This window comes from Vreelandella glaciei (genome assembly GCF_013415125.1).
In the GTDB taxonomy this organism is placed as follows: domain Bacteria; phylum Pseudomonadota; class Gammaproteobacteria; order Pseudomonadales; family Halomonadaceae; genus Vreelandella; species Vreelandella glaciei.
The window spans coordinates 102,238-122,134 of sequence record NZ_JACCDE010000015.1 but is presented as its reverse complement, the minus strand read 5'-3'; the positions used below and the strand labels follow the sequence as shown (position 1 = coordinate 122,134).

General features: G+C 53.9%; 13 protein-coding genes and 1 pseudogene. 7 read left to right on the top strand and 7 right to left on the bottom strand.

The window, feature by feature from the left end:
- A pseudogene (locus tag HZS80_RS23530) lies at nt 1-113 on the top strand (IS30 family transposase); the annotation flags it as partial.
- On the opposite strand, the gene HZS80_RS11880 reads toward HZS80_RS23530, so the two are convergent.
- Entirely contained in the window at nt 81-953 is an 873-nt protein-coding gene (locus tag HZS80_RS11880; protein ID WP_179916195.1) for a LysR family transcriptional regulator, read from the bottom strand. The pseudogene HZS80_RS23530 and the gene HZS80_RS11880 overlap by 33 nt on opposite strands.
- A gap of 125 nt (nt 954-1,078) precedes the next feature.
- On the opposite strand from HZS80_RS11880, the gene HZS80_RS11875 reads away from it, so the two are divergent.
- Together HZS80_RS11875 and HZS80_RS11870 are read left to right on the top strand one after the other, a co-directional pair.
- Complete coding sequence (locus HZS80_RS11875; protein WP_179916194.1) at nt 1,079-2,272, top strand: amidohydrolase; 1,194 nt, start codon at nt 1,079-1,081, stop codon at nt 2,270-2,272.
- 28 nt (nt 2,273-2,300) lie between these two features.
- Nucleotides 2,301-3,722 carry a YfcC family protein gene (locus HZS80_RS11870; protein ID WP_179916193.1) on the top strand — a complete coding sequence of 474 codons (1,422 nt, stop codon included), beginning with the start codon at nt 2,301-2,303 and terminating at the stop codon, nt 3,720-3,722.
- Nucleotides 3,723-4,065: 343 nt separating this feature from the next.
- Here HZS80_RS11870 and HZS80_RS11865 read toward each other — a convergent pair whose 3' ends face one another.
- Both HZS80_RS11865 and HZS80_RS11860 read right to left on the bottom strand, forming a co-directional pair.
- Entirely contained in the window at nt 4,066-5,118 is a 1,053-nt protein-coding gene (locus HZS80_RS11865; protein WP_035559986.1) for an SPFH domain-containing protein, read from the bottom strand.
- A 2-nt stretch (nt 5,119-5,120) separates the two neighbouring features.
- Nucleotides 5,121-5,615, bottom strand: coding sequence for an NfeD family protein (locus tag HZS80_RS11860; RefSeq protein ID WP_179916192.1), 495 nt, complete (start codon nt 5,613-5,615; stop codon nt 5,121-5,123).
- 150 nt (nt 5,616-5,765) lie between these two features.
- Here HZS80_RS11860 and HZS80_RS11855 point away from each other — a divergent pair, with 150 nt between their 5' ends.
- Nucleotides 5,766-6,482: a trimeric intracellular cation channel family protein gene (locus tag HZS80_RS11855; protein WP_179916191.1), complete on the top strand. Its 717-nt coding sequence runs from the start codon at nt 5,766-5,768 to the stop codon at nt 6,480-6,482.
- Between the two features lie 16 nt (nt 6,483-6,498).
- On the opposite strand, the gene HZS80_RS11850 is transcribed toward HZS80_RS11855, so the two are convergent.
- Complete coding sequence (locus tag HZS80_RS11850; protein ID WP_179916190.1) at nt 6,499-9,471, bottom strand: translocation/assembly module TamB domain-containing protein; 2,973 nt, start codon at nt 9,469-9,471, stop codon at nt 6,499-6,501.
- Nucleotides 9,472-9,580: 109 nt separating this feature from the next.
- Here HZS80_RS11850 and HZS80_RS11845 point away from each other — a divergent pair, with 109 nt between their 5' ends.
- The gene (locus HZS80_RS11845; protein WP_035560003.1) at nt 9,581-10,288 is read left to right on the top strand and encodes a DUF3581 family protein; all 708 of its coding nucleotides are present in this window, start codon (nt 9,581-9,583) and stop codon (nt 10,286-10,288) included.
- Between the two features lie 31 nt (nt 10,289-10,319).
- Here the strand turns inward: HZS80_RS11845 and HZS80_RS11840 are convergent, their stop codons facing one another.
- The 3 genes from HZS80_RS11840 to HZS80_RS11830 all read right to left on the bottom strand — a co-directional run bounded on the left by HZS80_RS11840 (nt 10,320) and on the right by HZS80_RS11830 (nt 17,022).
- A complete protein-coding gene (locus HZS80_RS11840; protein WP_035560007.1) occupies nt 10,320-11,186 on the bottom strand; it encodes a transglutaminase family protein in 867 nt (288 codons plus the stop codon).
- On the bottom strand, nt 11,183-13,588 hold the full coding sequence (locus tag HZS80_RS11835; RefSeq protein WP_035560010.1) for a circularly permuted type 2 ATP-grasp protein: 2,406 nt from the start codon (nt 13,586-13,588) through the stop codon (nt 11,183-11,185). The genes HZS80_RS11840 and HZS80_RS11835 overlap by 4 nt, the downstream gene beginning before the upstream one ends.
- Before the next feature lie 83 nt (nt 13,589-13,671).
- Nucleotides 13,672-17,022: a transglutaminase family protein gene (locus HZS80_RS11830; protein ID WP_035560014.1), complete on the bottom strand. Its 3,351-nt coding sequence runs from the start codon at nt 17,020-17,022 to the stop codon at nt 13,672-13,674.
- A 375-nt stretch (nt 17,023-17,397) separates the two neighbouring features.
- On the opposite strand from HZS80_RS11830, the gene HZS80_RS11825 reads away from it, so the two are divergent.
- Nucleotides 17,398-18,879 (top strand): circularly permuted type 2 ATP-grasp protein, encoded by a 1,482-nt coding sequence (locus HZS80_RS11825; RefSeq protein WP_035560017.1) that lies wholly within the window; start codon nt 17,398-17,400, stop codon nt 18,877-18,879.
- Nucleotides 18,880-18,883: 4 nt separating this feature from the next.
- Entirely contained in the window at nt 18,884-19,894 is a 1,011-nt protein-coding gene (locus tag HZS80_RS11820; protein ID WP_035560020.1) for an alpha-E domain-containing protein, read from the top strand.
- Nucleotides 19,895-19,897: the final 3 nt, after the last annotated feature.

The window sequence follows — 19,897 nt, the reverse complement described above, 5'->3', positions numbered from 1 at the left end:
ATAAGCTAAACGATAGACCAAGAAAGCGGCTGGGATACCGAACCCCAGCCCAGGTGTTCTTAGGTGAATACTCAGGAGCGCTAGAAACCGCAGGTGCTGCACTTATTAGTTGAATTCAGGTATAAAGGGTGCCATACCAGCATCAATGGAAGTTCCAGCGTTAGATCTGGTATTCGATAGCTAACGAGATTTTTAGGAGCATCCGTCATTGTTAGAGCAGGAAGGAGTGTACATCCCATGCCTGCAGATACTAGGCTGCGCATAGTAGTATTATCACTGCACTCCTGCACAATATTTGGAATAAATCCTGATTCTTTAAAAGATTGGTGTAATTTGTCATAGCTGCTAGGCGTAGAGTCTCTTTTGAACCAAATAAAGTCTTCATTATTGAGGTCAGCTAGGCAGGTTGGTGGGTTTTGTGCTAAAGAGGAGTTTTTGCTTGTAACTAAAACCATATGATCTTTATAAAGGCATTGGCTACGTAGTTCTGGTTGTGTTTCAGGATGTAGAAACATTATTCCAATATCTTGGCGATTATTATGTATTGCTTCTATTTGTGAGCCTGAAAGCCGTGGCTCTATAAATAATTCCACATCTGGGTGTTGTTTTCGAAACTTATTTAAAAGGCGTGTGATGTTTGGAATCCAATGATGGATTGGAGTGATGCCAATGCGCAAAGAGCCATATTGCCCATTAGCAATATTTTTTGCTTGTTGCTTGATGGTCTCGAAGTCTTCCAGCAGTACTTGCGTATTTTTATAGAATGAAGTGCCAGCTGCAGTAAGTATAATCCCTTGATGAGTTCTGTGAAATAGCTGAAATCCAAGGTCTTCTTCTAACATGTGTAGTTGGCGCGTCAGAGCTGGCTGAGCGATGGGTATTCTGCGAGCTGCTGAAGATATTGTACCCTCATCTACAACTGCTAAAAAATAACGTAACTGTTTGAAATCCATTGGAAAGTTATGCTTATTGAAGTGAGTATGCCAATATAGTATGGATTGCATATAAAAACTATATTTCCGATACGAGATAAAATCGTATAACACTAAATGAACTCGCACAATCATTCGGTGGAAATATGTTGCAGACGATCCAAGACGATTTTTTTAATAGTCGATATTTTTACTTACAAAGTTTTCGTCGTGAGTTGCATCGACATCCAGAATTAGGTTTTGAGGAATATCAGACATCTAAAAAAGTGATGCAGGAGCTTGATAGATTAGGGATTAGTTATGTCAGTGATATAGCGGGCACCGGTATTGTGGCTACTATAAAAGGAAACCTGGACGACAACAATAGGAGCATAGGACTACGTGCAGATATGGATGCATTACCCTTGGCGGAATTAAGTGAGGTCGCCTATGCTTCTGAAATTAAAGGTAAAATGCATGCCTGTGGTCATGATGGGCACACAGTGATTTTACTGGGCGTCGCTGCTTGGTTCGCAGAGCACCGTGATTTCTCTGGAACTCTTCACTTAGTTTTTCAACCAGCAGAAGAGGGGCTTGGCGGCGGACAACAAATGGTTAAGGAAGGTCTGTTTGAACGATTTCCTATGGATGAAATTTATGCTTTGCATAATTGGCCGGAATTACCATTTGGAAAGGTAGGCATCTGTTCTGGCCCAATTATGGCTGCTGCTGATCAAGTGAAGATCAAGGTGCAGGGTAGAGGAGGGCACGGAGGTGTGAACCCACACCGATCCATTGATCCTGTCCGAATGGCTGGTACCTTGATTCAAGCATTGCACAGTGTCGTTTCGAGAGATGTAGACCCAATAGCATCGGCGGTATTGAGCTTGTGCGGTATTCAAGGAGGAACTCTTGACGGTTTTGCTGTCATTCCGGATGAAGTCAATATTAGCGGTACAGTGAGAACCCTTGACGATAACAGTCGCACTACCATTGAAAATGCTATGGCTAGGGTATGTGAAGGAGTGAGTCATGCATACGGTGGAGAGGTGTTCCTAGACTATCAGCGCCTCTTCCCTGTTACGGTTAACTCACTAAGCTCTGTATGCATAGTCGAATCTTGTGTTGAGGCCATCTGGGGAAGAGGGGCTTTGGTAGACAGCGTATCTCCAAGCTTAGGTGCAGAGGACTTTTCTTTCATGCTGAAGGAGTGTCCAGGCGCTTACTTTTTTCTAGGCACAGGAGAGGGGGATAAATGTCATCCTCTACATAGCGCTCATTTCGATTTCAATGATCGCATTATTCCTTATGGAAGTCGCCTTCTTGTAGAAATAGCGATGAAAGCATTAATTAATAAGTAATGCTAATAAACAAAGGTGTAATAATATTATGTCTAATTATAAAGAATCAATTCATGAGAATAAACTGTGGTATGAAAAGCTGCCACATCCAATGGCTCTTATATTTTGGATATTACTTTTTACTTACTTATTGACGTTGCTAGTTCCTTCAGGAGTTTTTCAAAGAGAAGAAGTAAATGGACGGGAATCGGTTGTTCCAGGCACTTTCGAAATGGTGGAAGCACCTCTTCTTTCACCACTAGATGTCTTTTTTTCTATCCCTCAAGGGATGGTTTCTTCTGCTAGTATAATTTTTATTGTTTTTATTGCTGGAGGCTTATTTCGTCTTCTTTCAGCGACTAAAGCATTAGAGAACACTGTCGGTACCTTAATAAAAAAACTAGGAACTGAGCGGCAGACTTTAACAGTTTGGGCTATTACGTTTATTTTCGGAATGCTAGGAGTGGTAGTTGGATATGAGGGGAATATAGCTTTGATTCCTCTAGCTATCTTCGTTGGCTTAGCTTTGCGGGGTGACCTTATAGTTGGCCTTAGTATGGCTGTCGGTGGTATTGGTTTTGGATTTGCCGCTTCTCCTGTTAATCCCTATACAGTCGGTGTTTCGCAAACTATCGCTGACATACCGCTTTTCTCAGGGTTCGGGTTAAGGACAGTTATGGCGTTGGTGATGCTTAGCATAGTAGCTCATCACACCTCCAGCTATTTAAAGAAAATTCAGGCTTCGCCACAGAGTAGTTTTGCGAAAGGGCTTTCTACTCAAGGTATGCGGTTGGAAAAAACGCTTGAAGAGTACTGCATGGGGCGTGTTGATTTTATAGTAATATTTACTTTTCTGATCGGGTTGGCGTTGATATTATATGGGGTTTTTTCTTTAGGATGGTACATTAATGAAATTTCTGGAGTGTTTTTAGCAATTGCTGTCATTTGTGGACTTTTAACTGGAATGAAAACAAATGAGATGGTTGATCATTTAATTAAAGGCGCTGCCTCAGTTACAGGCGGGGCGCTGATTATAGGGGTGGCACGAGCCATTCAAGTATTGTTAGAGCAAGGACAGATTGGAGATACTATTATTAATGCGCTAGCTGTGCCGGTTGCGCAATTGCCTTTAATGTTATCTTCGATAGTGATGACGTTGGTGCATGGTGCTATTAATATTTTTATACCATCTGGCAGTGGTCAAGCAATGGCTACGATGCCCATCATGATCCCATTATCTGATATTATTGGCATGACACGTCAGACAGCTATATTAGCATTCCAGATTGGTGATGGGTTCACTAATATGATCTCTCCGACATCAGGTGGGACTCTTGCAATGTTAGCGTTGGCGGGAGTTCCGTATGATAAGTGGCTGCGTTATGCCCTACCATTGATTGTTAAATGTTTTATCGCTAGTTGGCTGTTTATTATTTTTGCTGTCTTTATTGGCTGGGGGGCGTCACTTTGATTTTTACATATAATAGACCGAATAATAAATTAAAAGAGCGGAAAGCTCAGTTGTCGAGATCGTTTCAACACTGGCAGTCGCTTACGCCGACTGCACTGAGCAGGATTACGCAGTGTTTATTGATCACTTTCTGGCGACCGATTCACCCTAGTCGCCAGGCCGATGGAAATCCCTGCTGGGGCCAGCATGAACTGCTGAGCGTGATGCGATTCAGCCCATACTACACAGCGGTTACGGCCGCTGTGCTTGATCAGATAAAGTGCTTCGTCGGCGAGTCGCAGCAAAAAAGCCGGACCCGCGGGGCCCGGCTTAAGGTAATTCCTGCGGTTTCTTGATGGCGCTATTAGTGGCCGCTGACCGCACCACCGACGATTCCACTACGAAAATCGCTGTCACTGCCGCTACGGTTTTTTAGGTGGTTAGCCACCGTGTCCTCAGGTGATCCCGCCATTTCACGGAACATGCCCATTGAGCCGAGCAACGCCGATGATTCATAAGGCACGAATACCCGCTCGCCATTCTTCGCCATGTTGGGCAGTACCTTGATATAACTTTGGCCTAGCAGGTAGCCCACCACCGTGCGCTTATTCTCTTCGCTATCGCCAATGGCGCTCAGCACCAGCTTGATCGATTCCTGCTCACCCTGAGCGCGCAGAATAGCGGACTCTTTATCGCCTTGAGCGTTAAGAATCGAAGACTCACGCTGACCCTGGGCCATGGCAATTGCCGCTGATTTTTCACCTTCTGCTTCGGTAACCGTAGCGCGGCGTTTACGCTCGGCGGCCATCTGCAGGCGCATGGCGGTTTCCACCTCTTCGGGCATGGCAATATCCTGCACTTCGACACGGGAAATTTTGACCCCCCACTTGGAAGCAGGCTCTTCCATGGCGGCCTGAATCTCGTTGTTCACCTCCGCACGGGACTCGAACAGCTTATCCAGTTCCATTTTGCCGACTACTGAGCGCAGCGTGGTTTTCGCCAGAACTTCGACGGCCTGGCTCATGTTCTCGACTTCATAGACCGCCCGCTTGGGGTCAATGATCTGATAGTACAGGGCGCCGTTAATGCGCACGGTGACGTTATCGGTGGTAACGACTGGCTGGCCAGGGAAATCCATCACCGTTTCGCGGCGATCAATACGGGTCTCGTCGCTGGTAATAGCGGTGTAGTCCTCACCCATTTTGCGGTAACGCAGCATGGTGATCGCACGAGGTTGTTCGATAAACGGAATGATGATGTTGATGCCGCTTTCTAACACGCGATGGAATGAACCAAGGCGCTCCACCACCATGACTTCCGATTGGCGAATAATGATCAGACCTTTTGAAATGATCAGTACCGCGATCACCACAATAATAAGGCTTATTAATAAACCTGGGCTAATAGGTAAATCCATTGTTAAGGCTCCTTGCGTTGGGAATCGTCTTCTTGAGGGGCTATGTCGTCAGGCTGAGGTAACGCGACTAGCGCAGTGGTGCCTTCAAATCGTTTAAATATCACCAGCGTACCGCTGGGTAGCTCGGTTTCACCGCTTTCAACGACGCGGAGGCGGTAGAAATCGCCGTTTACTTTAATGCCCGTGGCATCATCAAAATCCCGGCGTAGAGTAGTGTAGCGATTGCCTTTCTCGACGCCCGTGCCGGTGGTGCCGTAGGCCACGCCACGGGGGGAGAAGCGCGGGCGAATGACCATAATGCATAGCGGCAGCAGTACGCCGGTAAAAATAGCCATACTGAGCAGTTGCCAGGGGAGCGTTAAACCTAACGCCGTAACGGCCGCCGTTAGCGCCGCGGCAATACCCAGTGCAAGCAGCACCATCGCGCCCGAAGTTAGCTCTGCCAGACTTAATAGTAGGGCGAGTACCAGCCAGCTGTAAGCCGGGTTCCAATCCATAAACGCTCCAACTCCACAGTTAATCTAATCGGCCAGCGTAACCTAATCCCGAGTATTTATCCCAACTGAGTAATGGCGCTGGAGCCAGTGTTTTGGGGAAGAGTGTTATTCTTGGCGCCTTTATCGATAGCGAACATTAAGGAGAAGAGCGTGTCAGGCGTGGTCTATTGGCTGGATATGGCGGGTGTCATCGTGTTCGCGCTGTCGGGTGTGATGTTGGCGTGCAGGTCGCGCATGGACCCAATTGGCATGCTGGTGCTGGCGGCAGTGACCAGCATCGGTGGGGGCACACTGCGGGATTTAGTGTTAGGCGTAAAGCCGGTGTTCTGGGTGACCGACCCGACCTATTTATGGGTGATTTTAGCCACCGTAGGCGTCTCGCTGGTGGGGTTTCACTATATCCACCGTCTCTCGCGGGGTTTCTTGCCGATTGCCGATGCGTTCGGCCTTGCGCTGTTCACCGTTATTGGCGCCCATAAAGCACTGCTGCTGGGCACGTCTGGCATGGTGGCGGTGTTGATGGGCATGATGACCGGCGTGGCGGGCGGCATGATCCGTGATGTGCTGGCGCAACGAGTGCCCATGGTCTTGCGCGAAGAGATCTACGCCACCGCCGCGATGGCGGGAGGCATCGTTTACGTCGCGCTGCATGCGCTGGAGGCGCCGCTTACGTTGGCGATTGCTGCCTCACTAAGCGTCACTCTTGGGCTTCGGTTGGCGGCCATTCATTGGCACTTGGCATTGCCGGTGTTTGCCTGGGTCACGGTGCCGCCGAAAACCCATGATGAGACGGCAGCGCCGCTCTCCACGCCGCAAAAAGCTAAAGAACGAGTCAGGATGATTCGTCGTGAGCGCAAAAAACGCTAGGCAACGGTTATTTGTGTTACCTGCCATTGGCCTCCCGCCAGCGGTCAAACCAGCGGCGCGGTTGAATAAAGCGCAAGGTTGGTTCGCTGTCTTCAAGTTCAACCCCTAATCCAAGCACGCCAAGGCGCGCATAGAGCGCGCCATTGGCACTGCGGTCTGCCAGAGCGACATCCGAAAGCAGCAGTAGTGGGCCGCCGGTGAGCGTCAAGTCGCTAAGGCTAATCTGCTCGCCGCTGATCTCTAGCTGTGCAGTGCCCTCGATATCGTGAACATTTAACAGTCGCCCGAGCCAGTCGCTATCCCTGGCGCGGGCGAGAAATAGCCGGGCGAGCAAGCCCGTATCGCGCATTTCCAAACGTAGTTGGCTGGCTAGGCGAACAGGGTCTTCCCACGCTAACTGCGCATCAAACATTGAAAGTTGCACCCACCAACCCGCATCCGATGCGCCGTTTTCACTCTGAAGGTTAACGTTTTCCAGGCGTAGGAAAGAGTCATTAGCAGTAAAGCGGCGTGTATTCAGATCGCCGTCGGTGAGGTGCAAATACAAGTGCACATCGCCCCGTAGACGCTGATCCAGTAGCGCCAGCTCGGCACCAAAAGCGCGCAGCGTTATTTCTCCTTGGGCGTTAAAACCCTCCAGCAGCCATTCGCTGGCTAGGCTGGCTTGCCCATCAAGCAAGGTGACACCTGCCCCTTCTGGCAGGTAGCGGTTGTAACGGGTGAAGTCGGGCACCTCGGTAATCGGTAGCGCAATACGGGTGGTGAAGTGCTCGGGTTGGGGCGATTCAAGCACCTCGCTAAACTGCTCGGTTTGCGTGGTGAGGGCAAAGTGGCGCCCCTGTACGTGTGGGCTGTCATCGTCTTGGCGCTTTAGGTCAAAGCGGGGAATGCCAAGCGAGAGCTGGGCCTGCTCGGTGCTATCCAGTTGGGCGGTGAGCTCTCCACGCCCTGTGGCGAGATAGTCTAAAAATGTAACCTCAAGCTGGTCGGCATTAACGCGCAGCCGAGTCGGTGCCAGCAGGCGGTTATCGCGAAAGGCGCCCTGAGCAAAGAGCTGGCCTTCGCCAGCAATGGCCAAACCATGGGCGTCAGGCAAAAACGCATTTAAAAAGCCTAGCCGTTGCACACTACCTTCAAGTGCAAACTGTCCACTAGGCACGCTATTGCGGCGCTGAAAACGTCCGTCGGTTAACACTAATACGCTCTCTAGGCGCTCGCTAGGTCGGTCGATAGCGGCCACTTGCCAGCTCAGCCGGGCGCCGCTGAGGTTCAACGCTGAACCATCCATCGCTACTTGCTGGAGTGGCAGGAATAGCTGCATATCACTGGTTAACGTGCCCGCCTGGTCGCCATGCTGCCAGCGAGTCGCTAGCCCGTTTCCCGCTAAATGCACCTCACCGCTGAGTTGCTCTGACGTCATGGTGAGCTGGCCGTGACTCGTGGCTTGGCCGCTAAGCAGCTGCAAAGGTGTAGGGGTGGGTAAAATGGCCACTAAATAGCTCTGTAACACGCTAACATCGGGCAGGCGAGCCGCTTGCCAGCTAAGCATGGCGGTGGCTTCATCAGGCGCTTTTTGCGGATTAATAGGGCTTGTGGCGATAAGGTTGATGTCAGCGTCGTCAAGTAGCAGGCGCTCTTGGTGATGCAGCGTGGCATCGTTAAAGTTGAGCGTGGCTTCCATTATCTCTTGAGGCGTTAACCGGGCATTGAGTGAGCCACTGCCTTGGGCGATAAAGCCGCGTGTATCGGCTGCCAGCTCCGGTGCTTGAATGTTCAGTTGAGCATCGTAGAGGCGCGACTCGCGAATGCTGGCTGAGGCATCCATTTGGCCATGACCTGAAAGGCGGATGCCCTGTTCGTCAGCATACGCAGTAAGATAACGGTCAAGCATATCCAAACGAATGATGTCGCCCTGTAAGGCCAGGGTAGCCGCTGTGGGAAGGTCGAGCTGATCCAGGCGTTGATTGGGAATTTGGGTCGCCAGGCGAAGCTCAGCGTGCTCTGCATAGGGGTGCGGCTCGTCCAGTTCTACTTCAGCCAGTTCTATTTCAGCTAGCTCAACATCGGCAAGCTGGGTCGAAAAATGCAGTTGATCGCTCTCAACTGCCAAGCGAACCTGGCCTTTACCGGTGGCGGTGTGACGTGGTGGTGGGTTGTCAGCGATTAGCCAGCGGGGTGAGTCGCTTGGAGCACGTAAACGCTGCTCATCTACCGCTAAGCGCAACACTGGCGCGTCCAGCATTAATTCGCTACCGGGCTGTAACTTACCAGCGGTTAGCTCAAGTGTGCCGGTGAGTGCCCCTCGCCCCTCCAGGGTTAGCCAGGGCAGGGCGTCTAAATAGGGCATAAAGACCTCCCAGGCATCCGCTTGGGCATTCAACTGAAGCTGCGCCGAAAGCGCCGCCAGCAGGTTGGGGTTAAGTTGGCCACTGGTGGCGTCGACGGGGGTTATCGTGTCGAGTGTCGCATCAGCGGTAAGATCAATATCGTGCACTAGGGTTGCTTGATCACTCACGCGAACTAAACGACCATTAGTAATGGCGAGCGAAACATTAGGGATAGCCAGGGTGTCGCGACTCAATGTGGTCTCTACTACGTGTAGCTGGCCTTCCGCTTCCAGCGCGATATCACCGACGGTCAGGCGGCGAATGCCCTCAGCATCGAGGGCATTAATATGCAGCTCGCCGCGTAGCAGGGCCAGCAAAGAGAGCGAAAGGGTCGCGCGTTCAGCCTCAATGGAGATGGGTAAGGCTTCATCTTCACGTGCGAGATACAGCCCCTCGACTTCCCAGCGGCCAGGGTGTCGGCTGGCACCTTGCTCCCAGCGGATGTCGATGCCTTCAAATTGGGAAATGCGTTTGGGTAGCCACTGACTATTAAGCAGCCAATAGCTGCCCGCTACCCAGATCAGGATGATAAATAGCAAGCCAATCAACACCCTGAAAAGCAGTCGGGGTAGGCGATTTTTACGAGTGTTCACGTCTGACATAGTGGCTTCCCTAGCAGATAACTCCTGTTGGGGCGTGTTTTATGGCATTATGCGCGGCGTTGGGCAGTGACGGGTTTTCGATTTCAACGCTAGGCAGGCAACAAACGCCATGTTCAAGGATTTTTATACGCAGCGCGGAGAGTATGTGGTGATCTCCGCAGAGCAGGCCAGTCGCTTCGCCAAAGGCGTGGCGGGTGACTACAACCCTATTCATAATCCGGATGCACGCCGCTTTTGTGTGCCCGGTGATCTGCTGTTTGCATTGGTGCTCACAAAGTTTGGGTTGTCGCGGCAAATGGAATTTCGCTTCACCAACATGGTGGGCGCCGATACACCGCTAAAGTTCAGCGAAGCAGACGACGGTACACTGCATGTCTGTGATGAGAGCGGCAAAGGTTACTTACAGGTAGTGCGTAGCGGTGACATTACCCACGATGCCGATGTGGTGGAAGCCTTTGCACGCTGTTATGTGGCGTTTTCAGGCAAGAATTTTCCACACTATCTCAAACCACTTATGGAGCAACATGGGGTTATGTTTAACCCTAAACGTCCGCTGGTGATCTACGATAGCATGGGTTTTTCACTTGGGCGTTTAGATGGTTTTTCTCCAGGATTGACGCTGAACCACTCTTCGCTAGAGGTTCACGGTAAGCGTGCCGATGCCCGCTTGGAGTTCTCGATCGAGTCCGCTGGTGAAGCGGTGGGTGTGGGCTCTAAGAAGCTTGTCGTGAGCGGCCTATGCGATTACGACGCCGATGAAATGGCCGCTATTGTAGAAGAGTTTTATCGTCTTAAAGCTGCTTACGAATCAGCCTGATGGCTATCAGGCATTAATAATTGTTAATGTTTTAGCTCGCCTGCGGCATGACATCGACTTCAACTTCAAGACGATGCTCGCCGCCGCCGTTCATAACCCCTTTGAGTGGCGCGACATCTGCATAATCTCGCCCCCAAGCCAGTACGGGGTGCTGTTCACCGGCCACTGAGCCATTGGTGGGGTCAAGCGCCAGCCAGCCCCAGTCGGGGATCCAGGTCGCCAGCCACGCATGGGAGGCATCAGCGCCGATCAGCCGCGGCTGCCCGGGCGGTGGCTGGGTTTCCAGGTATCCGCTGACGTAGCGCGCGGCGAGTCCTACCGAACGCAATGCGCCAATCGCCAGGTGGGCGAAGTCTTGACAAACACCACGCCGGTTGGCAAGCACCTCGCTTAACGGTGTCGCCAGCGTAGTGAAGCTGGGGTCGTATTCAAAAGTGCTATAAATCAACTCATTCAGCGCTAGCGCCGCCTCAATAAGTGGTCTGCCTGGGGTGAAGCAGCTACGGGCAAAGGCGGCTAGCTCGTCGTTACGACGGATAAATGGTGAGTCCAGTCGGTAGAGCTGTACATCAAAGCTGTTGTCCTGGCTAAGCAGCTGGGCCACGTTTTTCCACGGCGGCGAAACATCAGGCAGGGCGGTGAGCGGCTGAGTATTCAATGGTGTTACCACAGTGACATCCAGCGTTTGATGAACCCCTTCCATGGCGAAATAGAGCACCCGGTTGCCGAATATATCGCAGCGCTCCTTTTGTACCTGCGGCGCAGGGCTAATATGTAATTCCGAAGCGCCACACTGCTGATGGGGCGTTTTGCGTGGAAGCACCCGCGCTTCACTATGGCACAACGTTACCGGAGCGCTGTAATGGTAGCGGGTGGTATGCCGCAACGTATAGTTCATGCCTCGGGCTCCATACTAACTAGTTGGCGAGGTCGTTCCACATGGCTGAAATGACTTTGACTGATGGCTTCAGAAAGCGCACTCAGGGGCTCAATCAGAGCGTCCAGCAGTTGTTCTAGCGCCTCTTGCGCCTCGGGGGTATCCGCTAAATGGCTCAAGCGATCAATATCGGCAAGATGGAGCGCTGCATTCGCCTGAATCAACAGCCTGCGTTCGGCGTTACGGTAGGGGGATGTAGTGCCGGGTAGGCGATCCATCTGACGCTCAATGCGCTTGAGCATATAACCCACCGAGCGAGGGTTAGTCTCGTCGAACAGCAGTAGGTCAAGAATCGCCGCTGGATGTAGCTCGCTGCGGTAGCGGCGCCGGTAAGCGGTAAAGTTATCGGTGGTGGCAAGCACGACTTCCCACAGTGCCAATCCCGGCGAATGCGGGGCATTAAGGGTAAGTTTGAGCAGCGAGAGCAAGCCCAACACGCGATCCAGAAAGCGGCCAATATCCATGAATCGCCAACCGTAGTGGTGCGGCATGGTCTCGTTGCAGAGTCCGAAAAACGCAGCCAGCTGGGCCGATAGCCCTTCACAAGCGCGCCGCGCCGCGCTGGCTCCCAAGCTGGGGTTAAAGGTGGCCATGCGTTGGCGCAACTGGTGCACCACCCGCCAGGAGTCGTCGCCTAAATGGTCGCGCACGCTGCGTGCATTGCGCATTAATTGCGAGAATAGTGGCTGCAGCGCTTGGGGCTCCACGTCATCGAACTGCGCCAATAGTGCCGCACGCTTCTGTTCAAAACCGATCAGTGGCGCTTGTAAGCGGTGCTCGTCGTCTTTGCTGAGTGTGGTGATATCCAGGGCTAGCAGCAGCTCATCCAACAGCTGGTCGGCAATCGCGTCCTGGTCGTACTCCATTAGCCTTAGCAGTGCTTCACGCAGCAAGCGGGCGCGGGTGTCTAATCGCTCACCGTAGCGGCCTAGCCAAAACAGGCTTTCAGCCACCCGGCTGGGTAGATCCGTCCCATCCCGCGTCGCCACTACCGGGCCGCGGGCTTGGCGCAGCTGGCTGACATGCGGCTGGGGTGAGGCTGCGGTGACCCACACATCTTTGACAATGCTGGTGCTCAGTGAGGGTGAGCCAGGCGCACCGACCCAGGCTAAACCGCCGGGCATCACTTGGTATTCGTCCGCCGTGTTGCGGTTGACGGTAGCCGGGGTGTGGGTCACAAAACAGCGCAGGTTTAACGTAGTGGGCTCAAGTCGCTGCAGGTGGCTGTCAAATATCGGTGCGCTGGCCGGTTGCGTAGAGGCATCGGCGTTGGGTAGCAGCAGGGTCTCACCCAGTAAGTGTTCGCACAGTGCTGGCAGGTAGTCAGCTAATACCGGGGCTTCTAAAATGCCCACACCCAGTGCGTTCGATAACGCTACACCGCCTGAACGCATAGCTTGTAACAGCCCCGGCACGCCGAGCTGCGAATCGCCGCGCAGCTCCAGCGGGTCGCAGTAAGCGTCATCGCAATGGCGCAAGATCACATCGACCGGTTGCAAGCCGCCCAGGGTGCGCAGCCAAACCTGCGTATCGCGCACCACCAAATCCTGCCCTTCTACCAACGCGATATTGAGATAATTAGCCAAATAGGCGTGCTCAAAATAGCGCGGGCTCGCCGGCCCCGGCGTTAATAGAATCAGGGTGGGGTTATCGCGGTGCTGGTAGGCCATGGCGATGAGCGTTCGGTGATGCAAATCCAGGAAACCCGCCAACCGCTTTAAGGGCGCGTTACGGTACATGCCGGGTAGGGCGCGGGCCATCAATATGCGATTTTCAAGCGCAAAGCCCGTACCGGATGGTGCCTGTAGCCGGTCGGACATAACCCGCCATTGTCCTTGGGTGTCCTGAATAATATCCACACCGTGAAAACCGATCGGCGCACGGTCGTTGGGTAGCGAACGATGGCAGGGCAGCAAGAGAAGCGGTGACGCAAGCAGTTCCTGAGTCGGCAACAGGCCTAGGTCAAAGAGTGTTTTGGCCCCGTATATATCGTTATACAGGGCGGTCAGCAGGCGGCTGCGCTGAGTAAGCCCCGCCTCCAGCGCTTGCCACTGGACTTCATCAATCACCCAGGGTAGCGGGTCAAGCCGCCAAGAACGCCCTTGGGTTTCGTCATGCATATTAAAGATGACGCCGTTTTCGGCCAGCAGGCGCTGAATCTCTTCATGCTGCTGCAAACGCCCCGTGGGGCCCATGCCCTCCAGCGAGCCCAATAAGCTTTCCCAGCCCGGGCGTAACTGCCCTTGGCCATCGAGCATGGCGTCATACGTGCCGGGCTGTCCCTTGCCTAGCTGGTTCAAGTAATCCTCAACAAGCCCGTTAGCCACGGGCGCGAGAAGTGAGGGTGAGACAGGGGCCGTCATTATCCTTGTAATCCTGAGAGGTAAGGGGGCGGATTATCCAGCACTGGCTACTAAGAGAAAAGCATTAGCTTAGTTAAAAAACATTAGCTAGGCGTCCAGCGCAGATCGAGCGTTTGTGGCAGTTCCAGGCTGGGGGTTTCCAGCTTGGGAGCTTGTTGGCCATGACGATGGCCACTGTCACTAAAACGCCCCAGTCGCCGGGCTTCGGCTTCAAACGCATTGACCGGGAAGGTATCGAAATTACGCCCGGTGGGATGCACCACGTAATAGGTACAGCCCGCCACAGAGCGCTGATTCCAGGTATCGATCACATCAAACACCAGCGGTGCATGAATAGGAATCTGCGGATGCAATGCCGAGGGCGGCTGCCAGGCGCGGTAGCGCACCCCGGCGACTGCTTCCCCGTTTCTGCCGGTGGCTGAAAGCGGCACTCGGCGCCCGTTGCAGGTCACCACGTAACGGTCACCGCTCATGCCGCTGACTTTGACTTCCAGGCGCTCCACCGAGGAGTCCACATAGCGAGCAGTACCGCCAGCCGAAGCCTCTTCACCCAGTACATGCCAGGGTTCGATGGCTTGGCGTAGTTCGATATCCAGCATGGGCGTATGCAGGCGACCGTGCAGCGGGAAGCGGAACTCCAGGAAGGGGGCGAACCACTCAAGATCAAAATCGAAGCCGTGGTGGCGTAGATCACTGAGCACATCGTCAAGATCGTTCCACAAGTAGTGGGGCAACATCCAGCGATCTTGCAAGGCGCTGCCCCAGCGCACCGGTTTGGCCCGATAGGGTGTTTTCCAGCAGCGCGCGACAAGAGCGCGAATCAGCAGCATCTGCATCAGGCCCATACGCGCATGGGGCGGCATCTCAAAGCCACGCAGCTCCAATAAGCCGAGTCGACCGCTGTCGCTATCCGGCGAATAGAGCTTGTCGATACAGAACTCGGCGCGGTGGGTGTTGCCAGTCAAGTCGGTGAGCAGATGGCGCAGCAAGCGATCGACCAGCCAGGGTTGTACTACGTCGCCTTCGGGCATTTGCTGTAGCGCAATTTCCAGCTCGTAAAGTGCTTCGTGACGCGCTTCATCCACCCGTGGCGCTTGGCTTGTCGGGCCAATAAAGAGACCCGAAAACAGATAAGAGAGGCTAGGGTGATGCTGCCAATAAGTCACTAAGCTGGCAAGCAGATCCGGGCGGCGTAAGAACGGTGAATCGTCAGGCGTCAGGCCGCCTAGCGTGACGTGGTTGCCACCGCCGGTGCCGGTGTGGCGTCCGTCGAGCATAAATTTTTCGGTGCCCAGGCGAGTTTCTCGTGCTTCGGCGTAGAGCCGTTCGGTTTGCGCGACCAAGGTTTGCCAACTGGCCGCAGGCATAATATTCACTTCGATCACGCCCGGGTCGGGGGTGATCATAAAGTTTTCCAGACGCGGATCGCGAGGCGGCGAGTAGCCCTCTACCATCACCGGGCAAGCGAGCTCTTTAGCGCACTCTTCAACCGTACTGAGCAGGTCAAGGTAGTGCTCTAAGCTGGTCAGCGGTGGCAGGAAAATATGCAGGCGACCGTCCCGTGGTTCCACACACAGGCTGGTGTGAATAATGCCACTCTCGCGGTCGCTTTCTGCCCGTGGCTGCTGCTGAACATCTTCGCCTTCAGGGTGCGATGGGCTGGGGTGGCTGGAACGACCCAGGCGTTCGGCGTCGCTGATATGCAGCTGTTCAGCATTACGACGGGCAACCTCGCCGTGAATATCGCCTAGTGCCGGGCGGGGCGCGAATAGTGATTCAGGCTGGGGCTGCTCTTCCGGGTCAGCCCAGGGCAACGCCGAAAGCGGTAAGCGCAGCCCCATGGGGGAATCGCCGGGTACCAGAAAAAGGTGGTCGCGCTTGAGCGGCCAGCGGCCGCTTTCCCAGCGGTGGGCTTGGCTGATCGAGTGGCGCAGTGGCAGAGCGTAACCAACGACTTCGTCCAGACCTTGTTCCAATAGGCGGGCTAAGCGGTGGCGCTCGACATCGTCTTTGAGGTTGGCTTCGCGCGGGTCAACGTTAACTGGCAGCGACTGCTCTTTCCAAAGATAGTAGTAGGCATCCTCAAACGCTGGAATCCAGTAACGTTCGGCCACACCCAGCCGCTCGCTAAGTGCCTTGGTAAAGCGTTGCGCCATGGTGTTATCCACGTGCACTTTCGGGGCAGCCTCCAGGCAGGCCAGCCACTGTGGGTCGCGCCATAGCGGCACGCCATCTTTACGCCAGTAGCAGGCCAGCGCCCAGCGGGGCAGCGGTTCGCCGGGATACCACTTGCCCTGCTGCTGCTGAATGGCGCTGCCGGGGGCATAGGCGGCCTGAAGGCGTGTCAGTAGTGCTTCGGCCCGCTCGCGCTTGTGCTCACCGAGCGCTTCGGTATTCCACTGCGGGCTCTCCATATCATCAACCGATACAAAGGTAGGTTCGCCACCCATGGTCAGGCGCACATCTTGCTGAAGAAGCTCGGCATCCACGTCGTCGCCGAGGTTGCAGATACGCTGCCACTGCTCATCGCTATACGGTTTGGTGACCCGTGGGTCTTCGTGGATACGCTCCACTTCCATGGTCACATCGAACGTGACTTCGCACTTATCCGAAAAACCGGTAATGGCGGCTGCGCTACCTGTCGTTGGAGTAGCCGCCAGCGGAATATGGCCTTCACCTGCGAACAGGCCGGAGGTTGGATCAAGACCTACCCAGCCTGCACCAGGCAGAAAGACTTCGGTCCAGGCATGTAAATCGGTGAAATCTACTTCTGTACCGCTGGGGCCATCGAGTGCTTTGACATCGGATTTAAGCTGAATCAGATAGCCCGATACAAAGCGTGCCGCGAGTCCCAGGTGGCGAAAAATCTGCACCAGCAACCAGGCGCTGTCGCGGCAGGAGCCACTGGCCAGGGACAGAGTCTCTTCACAGCTTTGTACGCCTGGCTCCAGGCGCACCAGGTAACCGATATCGTCTTGTAAGCGTTGGTTAAGCGCGACCAGGAAATCGACGGTGGTGGTCGGTTCGCGGGGCACGCCCTTGAGCCACTCCATTAAGCGCGGCCCGGACTCGGTGATTTCAAGATAGGGGCCCAGCTCTTGCCGCAGCGCTTCCGGGTAATCGAAGGGAATCTGTTGCGCAATGTCGTCCAGGAAGAAATCGAACGGGTTAATCACCGTCATCGGGGCGATCAGTTCGACAGCAATGGTTAGCTCTTTACGCGGTTCTGGGAACACCACGCGGGCGTTGAAGTTGCCAAACGGGTCCTGTTGCCAGTTTAAAAAATGGTCATCGCCGGAGAGTTTGAGTGAGTACGCCTCAATATGCGTGCGGCAGTGGGGCGCCGGACGTAGCCGAATAACATGGGGTGATAGACGCACCGGGCGGTCAAAGTGGTATGTCGTACGATGGTACAAGGCAACGCGAATGGTCATGGGCCACCCTCAAGAGAACCGTTATCAACCGGATAGTCGGCTGGGTTAGGGAATAACCGAACGTTTCGCAAGTATCGTTCCACTTTTACTTTTTTGCAGCCGCTATATTAAGTAAGACGTTTAACTAAAGTGGAAATGGCGTTATGCACCAACTTGAAGCCAACTAGGCGCACCAAAAGAAAGCATAAAAGGGGTTTGATGGGCGCTGATGCTCTGCCAAGTAATGTTTGAGTCGTGTTTAAGTAAGCGAACGTTGAAATATCGCAAAAGATGGTACGTATTTTGCTCTCAATTGTTTGATTGTTTTGCACGCGGCAGGCCTACACTGAGCATTGAGGAAGTTGCCGCTTCCACCCCAGCGCCAGGAGAGCGCCCATGAGCCAAGTGAATTGGAATAACTATGCGTGTCGTGATTTTTACGATGAGCTGATGGCAGCGCCCGGTCAGCCACGCGAGTCAGCGGGTGAACTGTGCAACATGTTGGCAAGGTTTAGCGCAGAAGAGTTAGCGGAGCGCAAGACGGCGGCGGAGATCGCCATCCGTACCATGGGGATTACTTTCACCGTTTATTCAGAAGGGGCAATGATCGACCGTGCCTGGCCGTTTGATATTGTGCCGCGCATTATTCCCGCCAATGAGTGGCGTAAAACCGAGGCGGGGCTCAAGCAGCGCGTGCAGGCGCTAAACTTATTTATTGATGATCTCTATCACGACCAAAAGGTGATCAAGGACAAAGTATTACCCGCTGAGGTATTGGCGCAGTCGGTTAATTTTCGCCCTCAGTGTGTAGGTATTAATCCCCCTCACGGCGTGTGGGCGCATGTTTGCGGGTCAGACCTGGTGCGCGATGGCGACGGTACGCTTTTTGTGCTGGAAGATAACCTGCGCATTCCTTCCGGCGTCTCTTACATGCTTGAAAATCGCAATGTCACTAAGCGAGTGCTGCCGGAGTTATTCGCCTCAGGCAAGATTTTGCCGGTTGATGATTACGTGGCTCAGCTTTACGACATGCTAGCGTCGATGTCGCCGCGACCTGGCGATGACCCGCAAATTGTGGTGCTGACCCCAGGGATTTATAACTCTGCCTACTTCGAGCACGCCTATCTTGCCCAGCAAATGGGTGTAGAACTGGTGCAGGGAAGTGACCTGTTAGTGGATGACGATGATGTGGTGTATATGCGCACCGTCGAGGGTATGCGCCGCGTGGATGTTATTTACCGCCGTGTTGATGATGAATTTCTCGACCCGGAAGCGTTTAATCCTGAGTCAATGCTGGGTGTTGCGGGCCTGATGCGCGCTTGGCGGGCGGGTAAAGTCGCGCTGGCCAACGCGCCGGGCGCTGGGGTGGCGGATGACAAGGTGGTTTACGCTTTCGTACCTGCGCTGATTCGTTATTACCTCGATCAGGAGCCGCTGTTGCCCAACGTGCCGAGCTACCTGTGCATGTTTGAAGACGACCGCCGCTATGTGCTCGACCACCTGGATGAATTGGTCGTCAAGCCCGCCAATGAGTCGGGCGGCTACGGCATGTTGATTGGCCCGCGCTCAACCAAAGAGACCCGCGATGAGTTTGCGCAGTTGATCAAGGCAAATCCCCGCAATTATATGGCCCAGCCCACCCTGGCGCTTTCGACTACGCCTACGCTAGCGAATGGGTTACCGCAGCCGCGCCATGTGGATTTACGCCCTTTCATACTCTCAGGGCCTGAAATTCATGTCACGACCGGTGGTTTGACGCGGGTGGCTTTGATAGAAGGATCGCTGGTGGTGAACTCTTCACAAGGCGGCGGCAGTAAAGATACCTGGATTGTAGAAACCGACGATAAGGCGGCAGCGGCCGCGGTGAAAGGAGCCTAACGCCATGCTGTCACGCGTTGCTGAGAATCTTTACTGGATGGCGCGTTATATTGAACGAGCGGAAGATACCGCGCGCCTATTGAGCGTTAACAGCCACCTTATGCTGGATTTGCCGGGACGCTTGCCGTTAGGTTGGGCTCCACTTATCGAAATGACCGGCAGCCTGGAAGCCTTCACCGCACGCCATACAGACTTCGATGAGCGCAATGTCGTACATTTTTTATGTGCCGATACCGAGAATGATATTTCGATTATCTCCGCCCTCGCCAGTGCTCGCGAGAACCTCAGAACCACCCGGGATGTGGTGCCTCGGGAGATTTGGGAGGAGGTTAATCAGCTCTATCTGAGCGTCGTCGACCATGCTGAACATGGCGTTAGCCCGCGCCGCCGCGATAGCTTTCTCAAAAGCGTGATTCGTGGTTGCCAAGCGTTAACGGGGCTCATTGAGGGCACCTTGAGTCATGGCCCGGCGCGTACGTTTATTGAATTAGGGCGCCAGTTGGAGCGGGCGGATATGACGACGCGCATTGTGGACGTGCGCTCTGCCAGCTTGCTGCCGCAAAACCCTGAGGAGCTGCTGCCATTTGAAAACTTGCAGTGGATGAGTGTGCTTAAATCACTCACCGCGTATCAAATGTACCGTCAGCAGGTGCGTTTACGCGTACGGGGGCCGGATGTGCTGCGCTTTTTGCTCCAAGACCCCAGCCTGCCACGTTCGATTGCCTGCAGCCTAGAAACGCTAGGCCATGAGCTTACTTTGCTTCCCCGTCAAGACCGCCCCGCGGCCACGGTTTCGCTGGTTCGAGCGGACGTAGTCGATGCCGATATCCAAGCGCTTGCCCATTCGCCGAGCAAGCTGCATGCCTTTATCGACGAGCTGCAAATTGGCTTTGCTGCCATTCACGATACGCTTAGTGCGACCTACTTTGTGAATGACGACACTGTTCCCCGAGTGGCACAAACGCAAAGCCAGACACAAAGCCAAAGCCACGCAGGGGACAACGACAACGATTGACGG

Coding starts and splice junctions, on each gene's coding strand:
- HZS80_RS11880 (WP_179916195.1), bottom strand. CDS start 953: ATGGATTTCAAACAGTTACGTTATTTTTTAGCAGTTGTAGATGAGGGT.
- HZS80_RS11875 (WP_179916194.1), top strand. CDS start 1,079: ATGTTGCAGACGATCCAAGACGATTTTTTTAATAGTCGATATTTTTAC.
- HZS80_RS11870 (WP_179916193.1), top strand. CDS start 2,301: ATGTCTAATTATAAAGAATCAATTCATGAGAATAAACTGTGGTATGAA.
- HZS80_RS11865 (WP_035559986.1), bottom strand. CDS start 5,118: ATGGATTTACCTATTAGCCCAGGTTTATTAATAAGCCTTATTATTGTG.
- HZS80_RS11860 (WP_179916192.1), bottom strand. CDS start 5,615: ATGGATTGGAACCCGGCTTACAGCTGGCTGGTACTCGCCCTACTATTA.
- HZS80_RS11850 (WP_179916190.1), bottom strand. CDS start 9,471: ATGTCAGACGTGAACACTCGTAAAAATCGCCTACCCCGACTGCTTTTC.
- HZS80_RS11845 (WP_035560003.1), top strand. CDS start 9,581: ATGTTCAAGGATTTTTATACGCAGCGCGGAGAGTATGTGGTGATCTCC.
- HZS80_RS11840 (WP_035560007.1), bottom strand. CDS start 11,186: ATGAACTATACGTTGCGGCATACCACCCGCTACCATTACAGCGCTCCG.
- HZS80_RS11835 (WP_035560010.1), bottom strand. CDS start 13,588: ATGACGGCCCCTGTCTCACCCTCACTTCTCGCGCCCGTGGCTAACGGG.
- HZS80_RS11830 (WP_035560014.1), bottom strand. CDS start 17,022: ATGACCATTCGCGTTGCCTTGTACCATCGTACGACATACCACTTTGAC.
- HZS80_RS11825 (WP_035560017.1), top strand. CDS start 17,398: ATGAGCCAAGTGAATTGGAATAACTATGCGTGTCGTGATTTTTACGAT.
- HZS80_RS11820 (WP_035560020.1), top strand. CDS start 18,884: ATGCTGTCACGCGTTGCTGAGAATCTTTACTGGATGGCGCGTTATATT.